The sequence below is a fragment of the Ochrobactrum sp. SSR genome (assembly GCF_030067775.1).
Classification (GTDB): Bacteria; Pseudomonadota; Alphaproteobacteria; order Rhizobiales; family Rhizobiaceae; genus Brucella; species Brucella teleogrylli.
In genome coordinates this window covers 18,121-33,639 of record NZ_CP125970.1, presented here as the reverse complement: position 1 = coordinate 33,639, position 15,519 = coordinate 18,121, and the positions used below count along the sequence as shown (strand labels likewise).

The window sequence follows — 15,519 nt, the reverse complement described above, 5'->3', positions numbered from 1 at the left end:
TCCTTCACGGTTTGGCGGGCTGTATGCGCGTCAGGTGATCCTCAATATGCTGGTGCAGATTGGAAGCCGACATCGGATCGTGCCCCGGCAATCGCTTCAATTCGCGTAAATCCTGCGGTGAAACATCGTACCGTTCCTTGAACAACCGGGTAAACTGCGCGCGATCTGAAAAGCCGCATTTATAGGCGACCTCTTTCAGCGTTTCCGCCTTACCTTTGCTATGGATCAGATAGCGATAGGCCAAATCCAGACGCTTTTGCCGAATCAATTTGGTGATGCCGTCATCCTGCTCGAACTGCCGGTACAGATGCGAGTGGGAGAGTTTGAAATGCGCCATGATCGTCTTGGGGCTCAAACGCCGGTCGCGAATATTCAGATCGATATAGTCGATCACCCTTTGCCGCATCGTCTGGTCAATGGCGCTCGATTGTGCCGGCGAGAGCGCAACGCCATTCACCGCCGCCACCAGCAACAGCACAAGCGCCTCCTTGATCGCCGGTATTTCACTCTCCTGAATGAAATCCAGCGCGCCATCCAGACTCAAGATGAAATCGAACAACACCTGATTGATGTTCACATTCCGCGGCAGAACCAACCCATGCAGGTCATTCGCAGGAAACCACTTATTGATCTCGAACCGCGGGATCGCCAGGGTCACTCGCGCACCGGCTTCCTTGTGGCTGTCCAGAACTTTCGTCAGGTCCACGAAAAACATATCACCCGGCTGCACCTGAACATAGGTGCCATCGAAGTCACCGGTATATTCCCCCGACAGGACAAGCTGCAGCAGGCAGATATCCAAATTCGAGCGCGCAATGATCTCCGGCGTTCGCCGGCAAATCTGCTCGTTGAATGTTGTGTCGCCCAGCACCATGCTGTCAAAAATCCGTGAGCGAATGGTGCCGATCAGTTCAGCATGACCATCCTCGTCCACCGGAGAGACTTCGTATATAAGCTTCGATACTTCCTGCCAGAAGGCAGTGCGATATTTTTCATCCACCATGTCGGTTGAGAGAAAAAATTCCGACACTATTTACCAGCCTTTCGTCTAGCCACGCAGAATATTGTGGGCAAAAATTATTTCCTGAGACTATCTGGAGATCGACCCGTATTCTTCCTGAACCTCGCCAACCCAGCAGGCTTTAAGGTTTTTATGCAAAACAACTGCCACAATTTAAGTAGTGACCCGCTCACAAGCAGACCATCTTTTTATATTTCTTTTTAAATATAGACAGACATTTTTATATTTCCAAATAAAATCTAATATCTATCGATATTTATTAGCTTGAGATAATATTGCACTGAATATGGGATAAAAGCGTATTGCTCGACTTTGATTTTTACATATAGCTCATTCCGAGGAGAATAAAACACTCTGTTTCATTATGAAACAGGTCCGCCCCCATAGTTATGCATAAGATCAAGTTCTTCTAAGGCCAGTTATCGCAACAACGGGAAAGTTCGTTCTTTCCGAGACGGCAGATATTTGCCTCTTGAGAACTGGTCACTCAATCCTTTCAAACACAGGATCTCGCGAATGGACCACGAACTGACAAGCCGGCTTAGCTTCTCACGACGTTCGTTTCTTAAGGTGGCGGCAGCTTCGGCGGCAACTGCCCTTGCGCCAGAAATTGCCTTCGCTGAAGACAAGACTTTTCCAGCCGGTTTCAAGTGGGGCGTCGCTTCCGCCGCCGCGCAGGCAGAGAGCCGCGCCGGGCGCGGGCGCAGCAACTGGGACGTTTTTGCCGATATTTCAGGTCGAATTCGCGACGGCTCAACCAATGTGAAAAACACGCAATTCGAGACGCGTTACGGCGAAGAGTTTGCCCTGTTGTCTCAAGCCGGTTTGAACACTTTTCGCTTTTCTTTCTACTGGTCACGCATCCAGCCCGAAGGACCGGGTGCGCCAAGCGCCGCTGCGTTGGACTTATATGACCGTATGATCGACGAGATGCTTCGGCTCGGTCTTGATCCCATGGCCACCATCCTGCATTTCGAAAACCCCATTTGGGCCGGTGATTTCCGCAATCGTGAAATCATCCAATATGCAACCGACTATACCGAAATTATAACGCGCAGGTTTGGCGACCGTATCAAGCTTTGGATTGCCATGAACGAGCCTGGCACCGTTTCCACCTTCGGCTATGGTTCGGGACGCTTCGCGCCAGGTTACATATCCTTGAGGGCAATGGGGGATGCGATCCATCATCAAAATGTCGCGCAGGGCCTTATCATCGCGGCCGCCCGGGCGAATCTGCCGAAAGACGCGAAGGTCGGCACCACGCTCAATCTCCAGACTGTCCGATCCAAATCCAACTACCCGGAAGATGAAAAAATCGTCCGAACCATGGATGCTTACTGGAACACGGCCTATCTCGATCCGCTGTTCGGGCAGGAATATCCAGCAGAGGTGCACGCACTGGTCGCTCCAGTCGTCCAGCCCGGCGACATGGAAATCATCGCCGCGAAACCTGATTTTCTCGGCGTGAATTATTACTCACGCTTTTACGTCAAGGCCGAGCCGCACACGCCACTCGGCTTCGTGCAGGACACGCCTCCAGATAATCTCGAGCTCACCAAATATCTGCCCTACGAACCGGATGGGTTTTCTGAAACCCTGCTGCGGGTCCACAATGGTTATGGCGCACCCGACATTTACGTTACTGAATTTGGCTTCCCGGTTGACGAACCCAATACAGTCGTCAATGGCGTCGTCGAGGACACAACGCGAATTCATTTTATCAAGGGCTATGTTGAGGAAGCCTATAAGGCGATGCAGAAGGGCGTCAACCTGAAGGGGCTGGTCTACTGGTCTTCCACGGACAATTGGGAATGGAACGAAGGATTTGCAAAGAACTTCGGCCTGATAAAGGTTGACCCCACAACAGAGAAGAGATGGCCGAAGCGTAGCCTCGAATATTTCGGAAAATGCTGCAAAACCAATAGCATTGTTTAAGCGCCCTCCCTTTGAGAGCGGTCCCGACACTCGCCCACAACAATGTTGTTGAACAGCGAATGCCGGGATCAAACTACCGGCTTTCTTCGAAAGAATAGTGTTGCGTTTTCATCCAGCATAACGCTGTCGGCCAGCCTAAAATCAAACAACGAATTCAATCTGCGGGCACAAGCGTTAGCGTTCCGACCTTTATACATTGGAGGGCAAATGGCTCGCGTGGGGTATTTTCTGGTTGCCGTAGCAATCCTTGCTTCGTCTTTGACTTTCGAAGCGTGCGCCGAAGCTACCAGCGGCAAAATCGAGCTGCAGCATGGATGGCGTCTCATCCGGGACGACGACGCGAAAGCAGCACAGATCGACGTGCCGAATGCGCCGCTTGGCGACGCAGGCTATGCTATCCAGACGATGCCCTCCACCGTTTTGAACGCGCTCAGCAAGGCAGGGGTCTATAAAGACATCTACTATGGGGACAATCTTACCAAGGTAGACAACACCCTGTGGAAACACCAATGGTGGTATCAGACCAAGCTCGATGTTCCAGAAGGGCACGACCGTTACACGCTCATCTTCAACGGGCTAAACTATCGTGGTGAAATCTGGCTGAACGGCCAAAAGATCGCAGGACCCGACACCGTTGTCGGCATGAGCCGCAAGTACGAGTTTGACGTCACGAAGCTGGTCCATCCCGGCGCAAATAATTTGCTGGCGGTTAAAATCACCCCGGAGCAGCGCACCCCAAGCCTGACATTGGGTGACAGCCTTAATCCGGGGAAAGGCGAAGGTGTCGATCTGACCGACACATGGATGGACTGGATCAACTTGAAATATCTGGGCGACTACGCGACAAAAACCTCCTTTATCCCCGATAAGGGCGCAGGTATCTGGCGCAAGGTCTATCTCACCTATGGCGGCGATGTTGCCTTGCGCAATCCTTATGTCAAAGCCGACCTGTCGGTGCCAGATCTGAAGACGGCGAAGCTCGATGTCTATGCCGATCTGATCAACCGCTCTTCAGAGCCCGTTACGGGGGTGCCGCGCGGCGAGATCACCCGGGAGGATAAGCCCAGCATTCACCTTGAAAAGCCCGTTACGCTCAAAGCCAACGAAACTCGCGAAGAAAGCTTTACCCCGGAACAGGTCAAGACGCTGACGGTGAATAAGCCTGATGTCTGGTGGCCCTATATCTGGGGCAAGCCAAACCTCTACAATCTGAAACTCACCTTTAGCATCGGCGACAAGGTTTCCGATACAGCAACGACGGATTTCGGGATACGCAAGATCACGCAGCACATCGACAACTCCAAGCTGTTTCCGAAGTTCAAGAACCCCGGCAGCTTCTATATCAAGGTCAATGGCCGTGATTATCTGATCCGTGGCGCGGCCTATACGCCCGACCTGTTGTTCGACAACAATCCGCAGCGCGATCGCGACATCATTCGTTATGCGAAAGACCTTGGCGTCAACATGCTGCGCTGGGAGGGCAAGTTCGCCGATGATGACATGCTGGAGCTGGCCGACAAGGAAGGCATCCCGGTCATGCGCGGCCTCATGTGTTGCGGATCGTGGGAACTGTGGAGCCATTGGGACAAGGAAGACTACGCCGTCGCTTATGCCACAGTTCAGGACATGATCGCGGATTTTCGCTCGCATGCCTCGGCCTTCATCTGGGCGAATGGCAGCGATGGACTGCCCCCGGCTCCCGTCCTTCAGGAATACCACGCCATTCTGAAAAAGATGCATTGGCAAAATGCGGTGGTCGATACGGTGTCCGCCCGCAACAGCGACTGGAGCGGTATCCATATGGCGGCGCCCTATTCATGGCGCGCGCCCGCCTTCTGGTTCAAGGGCGACATCATCGGCGCGATGGGCTCCATCGCTGAATCGGGCAATGACGAGACTATTCTGCCGCTGGAGAGCTTGAAAAAATTCCTGCCAGCGGACAAGCTCTGGCCCATCAATGATTTCTGGTATATGCGCGCCGGTTCCGCACCCGGCAACAGCACGCTTGAAAGCGCCAAGGCGGCCATTGCCAATCGATATGGGCCTGCAGACAGCGTTGAAGATCTTGCGCGCAAGGCTCAGCTCACGACCTATGAAAATGTCCGCGCGCAGAACGAAGCCTATGGCGCGCTGGGTGGGGACGCCCACAAGATGACGATTTTCTGGATGCTTAACAGCCATTGGCCATCCTTCTTCGGTCATCTCTTCGATTACTATATGAAACAGGGCGGCGGCTATTTCGGAGCCAAGAAAGCCCTGCAGCCTTTAAGCGTTGTTTTTGACGGCTATGCGACCGGCAACCATTCCAAAGCCAAAATTTATCTCGTCAACCAGACTCTGGGGGGCTTGAAAAACCTAACAGTCAACGCCCGGCTCTACGACATAAACGGCAAGCTCAAGCACGAGAAGAATGTGACCGTCAAAACCACCAGTCCTACCACCTCGACAGTCGCCATGACGCTTCCGCGTTATGGCGACATGGGCAAGGTTTATTTCGTCCGCCTGCAACTCCGCGATGCCAAGAACGAAGTGCTTGCGGAGAACACATATTGGCAATCGGCAAAGGACGACATTCCTGAAAACATGAGTCCAGACTCCATGATGGACGCCATGATACTCAAACAAAAGCAATGGGCTGACTTCACCCCGCTCAACACGATGCCGAAGGTGGAACTCAAAACCACACTTGAAGAAATCGCCTCCCAAGACGACTTCCGCCGCTTCAAGATTTCGCTGAACAACCCGACCGACCACATCGCTTTCTTTGTCCGGGCGGAGCTTCGGCAAGACGATAGTTCCGGTGAAATTCTGCCCATCACCTATGACGACAATTACGTCACGGTCTATCCCCGCGAGACGCGCGAAATCACCGCGGCAGTCTCAAAGGCACAGATCAACGGGCAGAAGCCGGTTGTCGCTATCGAAGGTTACAACACCCACTGATTGCCACTGTAAAACCAACATCACTGAACCTCTGGATCAGAGCAGGCTCATGAAACCACTAGTCCAAACCCTAAAGCCTATCCTCTGGTCCGTTCCGGCGACGCTCCTCTGCTTTGGCGCACAGGCCGCAGAAAACGGTCTCGGCTTCTACCTGCTGGGGTCCAAGGGGCCGATGGCTGCGATCCTACCCGCGCCCGGGCTCTATCTGCAGAACGACACCTATTTCTATCGCGCAAGTGCCGGTGCGTCCGCGCCGCTGCCGCTGGGCGGCGTGGTTGGTTTCGGTGTCGATGCCAAGGCCGTTGTCGACCTCCCAACCTTCATATGGTCCACGCCCTATGAACTTCTGGGAGGGCGGCTGGCCTTTGGCTTGACCACACCCTTCGGCCATCAGAGTGTCGATGCTGATCTGGTCTATGGACCCTATTCGGGCGATATCGACAACAGCGTTACCAGGATCGGTGATCCGGTTGTCACCACCACAATCGGCTGGAACAGCGGCGACTTCCATTGGAGCCTCAATGGTATGGTCAATGTTCCCATTGGGGACTACCAGAAGGACTCGCTCGCCAATATTGCCTTCCACCGTTGGGGTGGCGATCTTTCCGCTGCGGGAACCTGGTTCGACCCGGCGCGCGGCCTCGACATATCCGGCGTGATCGGTTTCACCTTCAACGGAAAAAACCACGAAACCGATTACCGCACCGGAACCGAATTCCATGTGGAAGGCGCGGTTTCGCAATATTTCTCGAAACAGTTCTCGCTCGGTGCCATCGGCTATTATTACCAGCAGATCAGCGACGACAGCGGCAGCGGAGCCGTGCTCGGTGGCTATCGCGGGCGCGTGGCGGCACTCGGTGTAACCGCGAGCTACAATTTCGAATTCGATAAAACACCGGTTCAGGCGCGGGTGAAATTGCTGCGCGAGTTTCACACCGAAAACCGGGTCGAGGGCACCGCAGCGTTTCTTACGCTTTCGGTTCCGCTTTACGTGAGCAAATGACCCGGCAATTTGGTCACGTCGAAAGCCCAGCGTGAATGGATCAGGATGTTAAAATGTTGTTAATATTTACTATCCGATTATATTAGAAATATATAATTTGATTACGACTTAATTAAAGAAAACACTCTCGGAAACTTCTTTTACTGTTTCAAATATAATTTATATAATTTATCCTAATAAGCGATTCTATACCTACCGAAAGAACCGCTATGCCTTTATCCGCCTCAGCGCAACTTACGATTGCGCGGCCATGACACACTTAAACATGCAGTCTTGCGCAAGGCACTTCACCCCATAGCACCCTGCGTCGCAGGATCAGCGTTGAAGCCCCAGCACGACGCAAGCTCCCAAACAATCTGAACAGACACAGCCGACCGTGCCCCCACGAAAGTCGGCGGGCCAAGACAACCGACGTTGGTTGTCCCTTGAACTATGCAGGATAATTTGATGCGGACCTACCCATTGCACAAACTGGCAGCCGTCCTTTCTGCGAGCACGGCGCTGCTTGCATTTCCTCTTACCGCAAATGCAGCGGACGTCGAATACATAGGCCCATCAGCTGGCGGCCTTTGGAGCACAGCAGGCAACTGGAGCAACAATGCTGTGCCAACAGCGGCTGACACTGTGATCATCAACCCGGGCACCCAAAGCATATCAATCAGCCCTGGACAAACCTACTCAGTCGGCAGGATCGACGTTCTTGACGGCTCCACTCTAAATGGCAACGGTATTGGAGGCTCGAACTCTGGCGGTACGTTAGTTATTTACGGCGTCGACGGGATTGGCTTCCATTCCTCCGCCAGCGGGTCGGGTGGTCAAGGCCCCAGAAGATTTCAACTTGCCAATGATGTAGCGTTCGTTGTCGACAATCCGAATGGCAGCACTGTCACACTTGCATATTTCGGCGCTATTGGCTTGACCGACAAGACACTCACTATCAACGCGACCCATGCAAATAATACGGTCGTCATCAGCGGGACCGTATCCGGAACGGGCGGCATAGTCAAAACGGGCGACGGTCTGCTATGGACGGGCGCAGGAACCCACAGCTATACCGGCATAACGGATATTCAATCGGGCACGATTGAGCTCCGTGCCGCGGGAAGCCTGAAAACATCCAGCCTCATCAACGTAGATGGATTGTTTGACGTTACGGCCATCAACGCCGCTTCTACATCGATCCAGACCTTGACTGGCACGGGCGAGGTTCGGCTTGGAACCAAGACGCTAGAGATCACAAACGCAAGCACAACATATGCGGGCGATATCAGCGGCACGGGCGGCTTCACGATCAGCAGCGGTATTCTCACTCTGGCTGGCGCGACCAGCTATAGCGGCGCAACATCGATTGCAGCTGGTGCGCGCCTTCAGCTCGGTGCGGGCGGCGCGACGGGCAGTCTGGCCAGCCAGCAAATCTCCAATGAGGGCGAACTGGCGTTCAACCGCGACAATGCGTTTGATTTCAGCGCCAACATTTCTGGAAACGGCACCGTATTCCAGAGCGGAACAGGCACGACCACCCTGTCGGGCAACAACACCTATAGCGGCGACACCAATATCGAAGCCGGAACCCTGAAAGCGGGTGCGACCAACGCCTTCAGCACGTCATCGGCTTTTACAGTTTCGTCCGGCGCGACGCTCGATCTCAACGACATGGATCAGACACTGGTGACGCTCGCCAATGCGGGTAATGTCAATTTCGGCACATCGACCAGCAACAATCTTCATATTACCGGCGATTATGTCGGCAAGAACGGCATGCTGACGATCAATGCCGTTCTTGGCGACGACACGTCGAACACGAACAAGATCGTGATCGATGGCAATACGTCGGGCACCAGCTTCCTCCATGTCAATAATCGCGGTGGAACGGGCGACAGCACGACGCTGGGCATCGAAGTCATCAAGGTCAACGGCAGTTCTGACGGTGATTTCATACTGGACGCGCAATATCGTGCAGGCGGCAGCCCCGCTGTGGTGATCGGCGCGTATGAGTACGGCCTTTATAAAGGCAATGCTGAAGGTCAGAACACCAATGACTGGTATCTGATTTCCAAGAAGACGCCAGTGATCCCCACGCCAGATCCAGACCCAAATCCGGAAAACCCCAACACCGAAAACCCAGTTCCAGAGAAGCCGGAACCACAACCGGAAGGCAAGCTGCAAGCCGGTGCGCCGGTCTATGAGGCCTATTCGCAGCATCTGCTTGGGATGAACGGCGTCTCTTCGCTGCGCCAGCGCACGGGCAACCGCGTATGGGTGGGGCAAACCACGTCTTCCGACAAGGAAACCGCAACCTCCATGGGCAATGGCGTCTGGGGCCGCATTGAAGGCGCGCATAATCGTCTTGAAGCCGACTACAGCACCACCGGAACCCAAATCCGTCAGAACATCTTGAAGATGCAGGCGGGTATTGACGGCGCGTTTCTGGAAAATGAGCAGGGTCGCCTCGTTGGCGGCATCTTCGGCCAATATATGCATGGCAAAACCAGAACATCGTCCAGCGACTTCGTGTCCGGCGATATTTCCACGGATGGTTATGGCCTCGGTGGAACCCTGACCTGGTATGGGGAGAACGGCTTTTATGCAGACGGGCTGGCGCAGGCGACATGGTATGACAGCGACCTGACCACATCGGCAGAAGGTGCATCGGCGCTCGCCACCGGAAGCCATGCATTCGGCTATGCGCTGTCGCTGGAAAGCGGACAGAAACTCGCCATCGACGACCATTGGTCAATCACGCCACAAGGCCAGCTCGTCTATTCGTCGGTGGACGCCGACAACTTCATCGACGGTTTCGGCAGCGCCGTCCGGTTTGATCGTGGCGAGAGCCTGCAAGGCCGTCTCGGCCTCAATCTCGATTACGCATCTTCCTGGCAGAACGCCAAGGGCACAACCGACCGCGCCAGCCTCTACGGCATCGCCAACCTTTATTACGAATTCCGCGACGGCACCCGTGCCGATCTCGCAGGCGTCAGCCTGGCAAGCCGTCAGGATCGTCTGTGGGGCGGTCTCGGCGTCGGCGGCAGCTATGATTTCGACAATCAGCGCTATTCCGTGTTCGGCGAAGGACTGGTCAACACAAGCCTGAATAATTTCGGCGACAGCTACACGCTGAAGGGCAATGTCGGCCTGCGCGTCAACTGGTAAAGGCACGGCAGAGCGGCTTCGCATCACGAAGCCGCTCTCAATTATGTTACAGGGCCGATTGAACCAAATCGCCAGAGCCGCGTTTATTAAGCATTCGTTAACCATAACGGAGGCTGTCATGCTCTGGTACTACCGACTGGAAAGCAGTTTTGCCGCCGCATTCGTGATCGCTGCGGCAGTCACACTCTGGTTGATGTGAGGCGGAGGCCAACACCGCCCACTTTCTCCAACACCACAACAACGGAGGACCACACTATGCAGTGGCTCCATTGGATCGCGTTTGGAATGATTGCCGCCATGCCACTTGTCGTGTTCGGCATTACTTATCTTGAACTGGGTCGCAAATGATCTGAAATGATCGGGCTCGGCATCATCCGTCAGGGGACGATGATGCCTTGCCTGCATAATGTCGTTCTCTTTCATGAGAGGCAAAACCACAATTTCGGATGACTTCTGTGTATGCAGCCCTTATGCACAGCAGAACGATTTTCCCGGTTTTGCTGCATGAAAGGACATCACGATGAGCGACGCCATCCTGATTACGGTCGATGAACTGTTCGAACTCGTGAAGGACACACTCCGCAACGCCACATTCAGCGATGACCATGCAGCCGCAATCGCGCGCACCATTGTCGCCGCAGAACGCGACGGCTGCAAATCGCATGGCATTTACCGCATCGAAGGCTGCCTGCGCACCGTGAAGAGCGGCAAGGTGGCGACCGATGCCGTGCCCGTGCTGACCGTGGATGACAGCGCCGTGGTGCGCGTCGAAGCCCATGGCGGCTTTGCCAATCTCGCATTCGAAACCGGCAAACCGGCGCTGATCGAACGGGCGCGCAAGCTCGGTCTGGCTGCCCTCGTCATCAATGATTGCACCCATTTCGCAGCCCTCTGGCCGGAAGTGGAAGCGCTGGCCGACGAAGGCCTCGCAGCCATGGCCATGTGCCCGAGCTATGCGACCGTTGCGCCTGCGGGCGGCAGCAAGCCGCTTCTTGGCACCAATCCATTTGCGTTTGGTTGGCCGCGCACTGGCGAAAACCCCTATGTGTTCGATTTTGCAACCAGTGTCGCGGCACGCGGCGAACTGGAACTTTACCGCCGCGCCGGCAAGCAATTGCCGGAAGGCTGGGCGGTTGACGCCGAAGGCAATCCGACCACCGATCCGGAAGCAGCCCTCGCAGGCGCCATGCTGCCCTTCGGCCAGCACAAGGGTTCGGCCATTTCGACCATGATCGAGCTTCTGGCCGGTTCCATGATCGGCGATTTCAGCAGCCCGGAAGCGCTTGCGTATCTTGGCACCACGACGATTGCCCCGCGCCACGGCGAACTGATCCTCGCTTTCGACCCGACACGCATGGCCGGTGGGCGTCTCAATCCGATCCAGCACGGCGAAATCCTGCTGGAAGCCATTGCCGGTCAGGGTGCGCGCCTGCCTTCGCAACGCCGTTTCGCGGCCCGCCGTGAATCGCTCTCCAAGGGCATTTCGCTGACGCAGGCGGAAATGGAACAGCTCGAAATGCTGCGCCAGAAGGGCCTCGACGCCGTCGCGTAGTTCGGACCGCAACCTAACAAAAACCCCGCCAATTGGCGGGGTTTTTTATTTGCGAATTTTATAACGTTCAGGCTGCGTATTTCGCGACCGCGCCGCCCTGCTTGTTCCACTCTGCATACCAGGTCTGGAACAGCTTCAGCTGTGCTTCGCAATAACCGCGCTGGGCATCGGACAGCTTGTCAGTCTCGTTGAAATGCAGTTCATATTCCGGGTTTCCGGTCACGACCATCATGTGCTTGTAGAACAGGACGAGGTCCGGGCCTTCATCGAAGGAGGACAGCACGCCAAGTGCGGCTTCCAATTCAAGCGCGGCAACGCGGGCCTCAACATCGCCCGCGGCAGCAGCCTTGGAAAGCGATACCAGATGCTGCACTTCCTTCGGCAACACATTGCCGATGCCGGTGATGGCACCCTTTGCGCCGCAATTGACGAAGCCGTGGAACACGCCCGTATCGACACCGACCATCAGGGTCACATCGTCATCGGCGCTGGTGATGTTTTCTGCCGCATAACGCATGGCTTCCGCCCCGCCGAATTCCTTGAAGCCGATCAGGTTCGGATGCTCAGCGCGCAGCGCGAAGAAAAGATCGGCGCGGGTGGCAAAGCCATAATATGGGCTGTTGTAGATAACCGCCGGAAGATCGGGCGCAGCCGCCAAAATGGCCTTGAAGTGCGCCTTCTGGGCGGAAATCGACGAACCACGCGACAGAACGCGCGGGATGACCATCAGGCCCTTTGCGCCAACTTTCTGGGCATGAGCAGCGTGAGCGACAGCGGAAGCCGTGTTGACCGCGCCGGTGCCGACGACGACAGGCACGCCAGCCTTGGCCAGCGCTTCAACGCCCGCCATGCGCTGTTCGTCGGTGAGAAGCGGCCAGTCGCCCATCGAACCGCAATAGACGACGGCAGACATGCCAGCGGCGATCAGTTCCTTGCCCTTACGCACCAGCGCATCGAAGTCCGGCGTACGGTCTGGCTTGCATGGCGTCATGAGTGCGGGAATGCAGCCGGAAAAAATATCAGAAGTCATGGTCCTGTCCTTGAATCTCTTCAACGCGTTTTTCAATCAACCAGAGTCTACAACCGGCTTCAGCAAGCCTTGTATGAAATCAAATATACACAATGTATTTTTCTTGTCGACTAAAATTTCAATTGCAACTACGATCTAATCACCATCACAAAGGTTATCGCGGATAACGGCGTGAAAGCATGCCTCCCGGCTCTTCCCGCCCGCCCCTTTCAATAAAGGACACGCCATGAGCAAAGCACCATCCAGCCAATCGGCAAACCGGTCTGAGGGCCAATCTGCCGACCGCAAGAAGGGCTCGGGCGTCAAGATGGTCTATGATGTGCTGCGCGACGAGATCATCGATCTTTCGCTCGCGCCCGGTAGCCCCATTGATGAAAACCAGCTTGCGGAGCGCTTTGCCATGTCGCGCACGCCGATCCGCGAGGCGCTTGTGAGGCTTGCCAGCGACGGGCTGGTGACGACGCTCCCCAACCGCTCGACAGTGGTTTCGAATATCGACTTTCTGAGCCTGCCTGCCTTTTTCGACGCGATCACCCTGATGTACCGCGTCACGACGCGGCTTGCCGCACGCCACCGCACCAAAGCGGACCTCAAGATCATCCGCGCCCATCAGGAAGATTTTGCCAGGGCCGTGCGCGCACAAAACGCGCTGGACATGATTTCGACCAATCGCGATTTTCATGCGGCGATTGCCGAGGCCGGGCGCAACCCGTTCTATACGAGTTTTTTCGCACGCCTTCTTGACGAAGGCCGTCGTTTGCTGCGCCTTTATTATTCGTCCTTCTCGGACCAGCTGCCGGAACAATATGTGACGGAGCATGAAGACATGATCCGCGCCATTGAAGAGCAGGGTGTCGAAACAGCAGACCGGCTTGGCAAGGCGCATGGCGACCAGATCGTACAGCAGATCCGGAAGCTGATTGCCGACGACCGGCGTGACGTGATGGAACTCTGATCAGCCGCCGTTGACCAGCGCGAGCACAAGCTGCTGCACATTGCCGCCATTGCCCATTTCGACCCGGTCGAAATCGCGGCCTTGCGCGCGTTGCACGGCAACCAGATCGGTGATTTCCTTGATCAGCACCTTGCGCATTTTCTGGCATTTCGGATCGTTGGGCACGGAAAGTCCAACCGTACGGCGCATGATTTCCCGCGTCATGTCCTTGGCGCTGTCGCCATGCACCAGCTCGTGCTTGCGGATGCCTTCGATGAAGACGTCCCAGTTTTCGCGCACCGGCGACGGCAGCTTTTGTGACGGCTTCGGCAGCGTATAGGTGATCTTCAGCTTCGGTTTTGCCGACAGAATCGTGCAGCCATTGTTGCTGTTATCGAATTTGCGGTCCCAGGTCAGCACATAGCTCGTATGGGCGATCACCCGTCCAATCCCGATCTTCGGCCCACGCTGGCCAATGGATCGATAGAGATCAATGCCGGTCTGCCCGGTAATGGCGTAAGGCTTGACCTCTTCGACGGCCTTCCAGTCGTCTTCAGCATAAGCGGGCACCGCCGCGAGCAGTGCAAGAATTGCCAGTCCAACGATTTTCTTCACGACCACCCCATCAACAACAAGATGCCGGGCAACTTACAGGAGCGGATTGCATTGCAGAAGCCATGCTTTTCGTTTGCCGAAAACTATTGTCCACAGTGACGGGAATCGAAGGAGATTGACTCCCGCCACCCATCATCGTTTGATCGCATCATGCATGGGGGTTCTGCGGGGTGGCATTTTTGCCGGAGCAAGGAAAAACCATCTCATTCAAACAAGAAAATGGAGTTGCGTTGTGCTCAAATCCACCAGACGGGGAATAATTCATCTTGCCTTAGCTCTTGCCGCCACCACGGCGATCGGCACTTTCGCTACCGCAGCGGAAGCCAAGGACAAGATCCTCCTGATCATCAACGGCGCCCTCGGCGACAAATCATTCTTTGATTCCGCCGCCAAGGGCATGAAGATGATCAAGGACAAATATGGCGACGAGGTAGAGACCAAGATTCTCGAAATCGGCGACGATCCGACCAAGTGGGAGCCGGTCTTCCTCGACGCGTCCGAACAGGACTGGGACCTGATCATCGGCGGCACCTATCAAATGTCGGAAACCGTCGGTTCGGTCGCCAAGCAGTATCCGGACAAGAAATACGTTCTTTACGATGCGAGCGTGCCTTATGAGGAAGGCGGCTATGACAACGTCTATTCCATCCAGTACAAGCAGAACGAGGGTTCCTATCTCGGCGGCATGCTGGCGGCTTCGCTGCTGAAAGACGGCAAGCTTGGCGATACGGGCAAGAATCTCGGCTTCCTCGGCGGCATGGATATTCCGGTCATCAACGATTTCCTCGCTGGCTATATTGCAGGCGCACAGTCGGTCACGCCGGATGTGAAGATCGCCATTTCCTATGCCGGTTCATTCATGGATGCCGCCAAGGGCAAGGAACTCGGCCTCGCGCAATATCGCTCCGATGTGGCGCTTGGCTTTGTGGTCGCGTCGCAGACCGGCCTCGGCCAGCTTTCGGCTGCCAAGGAAACCGGCAAATATGTACTCGGCGTCGATTCCGATCAGGAAGCGATCTTCAAGGACAGCGACCCGGCCATTGCCAAGCAGGTTGTCAGCTCCGTGCTGAAAAACGTCGATGTCAGCCTCTTGCAGGCCTATGATCGCTTCAAGGCAGGCGACCTGCCTTTCGGCAAGGCGGAAGCGCTTGGCCTGAAGGAAGGCGCAGTTGGCATCGTGATGGATGGCAACATGGCGACCATGGCCAGCCAGGAAACCAAGGATGCCATCAAGAAGGCCTCCGACGAGATTTCCGAAGGAAAGATCACGGTTCCGACCGGCTTTGGGCTCAGCACTGAAGACCTCAATGCCATGCGCAACAAGGTTCGTCCCTGA

General features: G+C 55.4%; 10 protein-coding genes. 7 read left to right on the top strand and 3 right to left on the bottom strand.

Annotated features, from left to right (window positions below; translation table 11 throughout):
* Positions 1 to 4 precede the first annotated feature (4 nt).
* On the bottom strand, positions 5 to 1,030 hold the full coding sequence (locus QLQ11_RS11715) for a helix-turn-helix domain-containing protein (protein ID WP_124915913.1): 1,026 nt from the start codon (positions 1,028 to 1,030) through the stop codon (positions 5 to 7).
* A gap of 507 nt (positions 1,031 to 1,537) precedes the next feature.
* On the opposite strand from QLQ11_RS11715, the gene QLQ11_RS11710 reads away from it, so the two are divergent.
* The 5 genes from QLQ11_RS11710 to QLQ11_RS11690 all read left to right on the top strand — a co-directional run bounded on the left by QLQ11_RS11710 (position 1,538) and on the right by QLQ11_RS11690 (position 11,604).
* A complete protein-coding gene (locus QLQ11_RS11710; protein WP_109367842.1) occupies positions 1,538 to 2,956 on the top strand; it encodes a glycoside hydrolase family 1 protein in 1,419 nt (472 codons plus the stop codon).
* 207 nt (positions 2,957 to 3,163) lie between these two features.
* Positions 3,164 to 5,899, top strand: coding sequence for a sugar-binding domain-containing protein (locus QLQ11_RS11705; protein ID WP_283736247.1), 2,736 nt, complete (start codon positions 3,164 to 3,166; stop codon positions 5,897 to 5,899).
* A gap of 49 nt (positions 5,900 to 5,948) precedes the next feature.
* Complete coding sequence (locus QLQ11_RS11700) at positions 5,949 to 6,902, top strand: transporter (RefSeq protein ID WP_109367844.1); 954 nt, start codon at positions 5,949 to 5,951, stop codon at positions 6,900 to 6,902.
* Between the two features lie 915 nt (positions 6,903 to 7,817).
* A complete protein-coding gene (locus tag QLQ11_RS11695; RefSeq protein WP_283736246.1) occupies positions 7,818 to 10,052 on the top strand; it encodes an autotransporter outer membrane beta-barrel domain-containing protein in 2,235 nt (744 codons plus the stop codon).
* A 520-nt stretch (positions 10,053 to 10,572) separates the two neighbouring features.
* Positions 10,573 to 11,604, top strand: coding sequence for an Ldh family oxidoreductase (locus QLQ11_RS11690; RefSeq protein WP_109367847.1), 1,032 nt, complete (start codon positions 10,573 to 10,575; stop codon positions 11,602 to 11,604).
* A gap of 67 nt (positions 11,605 to 11,671) precedes the next feature.
* Here the strand turns inward: QLQ11_RS11690 and QLQ11_RS11685 are convergent, their stop codons facing one another.
* Entirely contained in the window at positions 11,672 to 12,634 is a 963-nt protein-coding gene (locus QLQ11_RS11685) for a dihydrodipicolinate synthase family protein (RefSeq protein WP_109367848.1), read from the bottom strand.
* 226 nt (positions 12,635 to 12,860) lie between these two features.
* On the opposite strand from QLQ11_RS11685, the gene QLQ11_RS11680 reads away from it, so the two are divergent.
* Positions 12,861 to 13,589, top strand: coding sequence for a GntR family transcriptional regulator (locus QLQ11_RS11680; RefSeq protein ID WP_283736245.1), 729 nt, complete (start codon positions 12,861 to 12,863; stop codon positions 13,587 to 13,589).
* Here QLQ11_RS11680 and QLQ11_RS11675 read toward each other — a convergent pair whose 3' ends face one another.
* Positions 13,590 to 14,165: a DUF922 domain-containing Zn-dependent protease gene (locus QLQ11_RS11675; protein ID WP_371831107.1), complete on the bottom strand. Its 576-nt coding sequence runs from the start codon at positions 14,163 to 14,165 to the stop codon at positions 13,590 to 13,592.
* A gap of 250 nt (positions 14,166 to 14,415) precedes the next feature.
* On the opposite strand from QLQ11_RS11675, the gene QLQ11_RS11670 reads away from it, so the two are divergent.
* Entirely contained in the window at positions 14,416 to 15,519 is a 1,104-nt protein-coding gene (locus QLQ11_RS11670; protein WP_109367850.1) for a BMP family ABC transporter substrate-binding protein, read from the top strand.

What these genes read in the sequence shown, in the direction of transcription:
- QLQ11_RS11710 (WP_109367842.1), top strand. Translation starts at nt 1,538, where the DNA reads ATGGACCACGAACTGACAAGCCGGCTTAGCTTCTCACGACGTTCGTTT.
- QLQ11_RS11705 (WP_283736247.1), top strand. Translation starts at nt 3,164, where the DNA reads ATGGCTCGCGTGGGGTATTTTCTGGTTGCCGTAGCAATCCTTGCTTCG.
- QLQ11_RS11700 (WP_109367844.1), top strand. Translation starts at nt 5,949, where the DNA reads ATGAAACCACTAGTCCAAACCCTAAAGCCTATCCTCTGGTCCGTTCCG.
- QLQ11_RS11690 (WP_109367847.1), top strand. Translation starts at nt 10,573, where the DNA reads ATGAGCGACGCCATCCTGATTACGGTCGATGAACTGTTCGAACTCGTG.
- QLQ11_RS11685 (WP_109367848.1), bottom strand. Translation starts at nt 12,634, where the DNA reads ATGACTTCTGATATTTTTTCCGGCTGCATTCCCGCACTCATGACGCCA.
- QLQ11_RS11680 (WP_283736245.1), top strand. Translation starts at nt 12,861, where the DNA reads ATGAGCAAAGCACCATCCAGCCAATCGGCAAACCGGTCTGAGGGCCAA.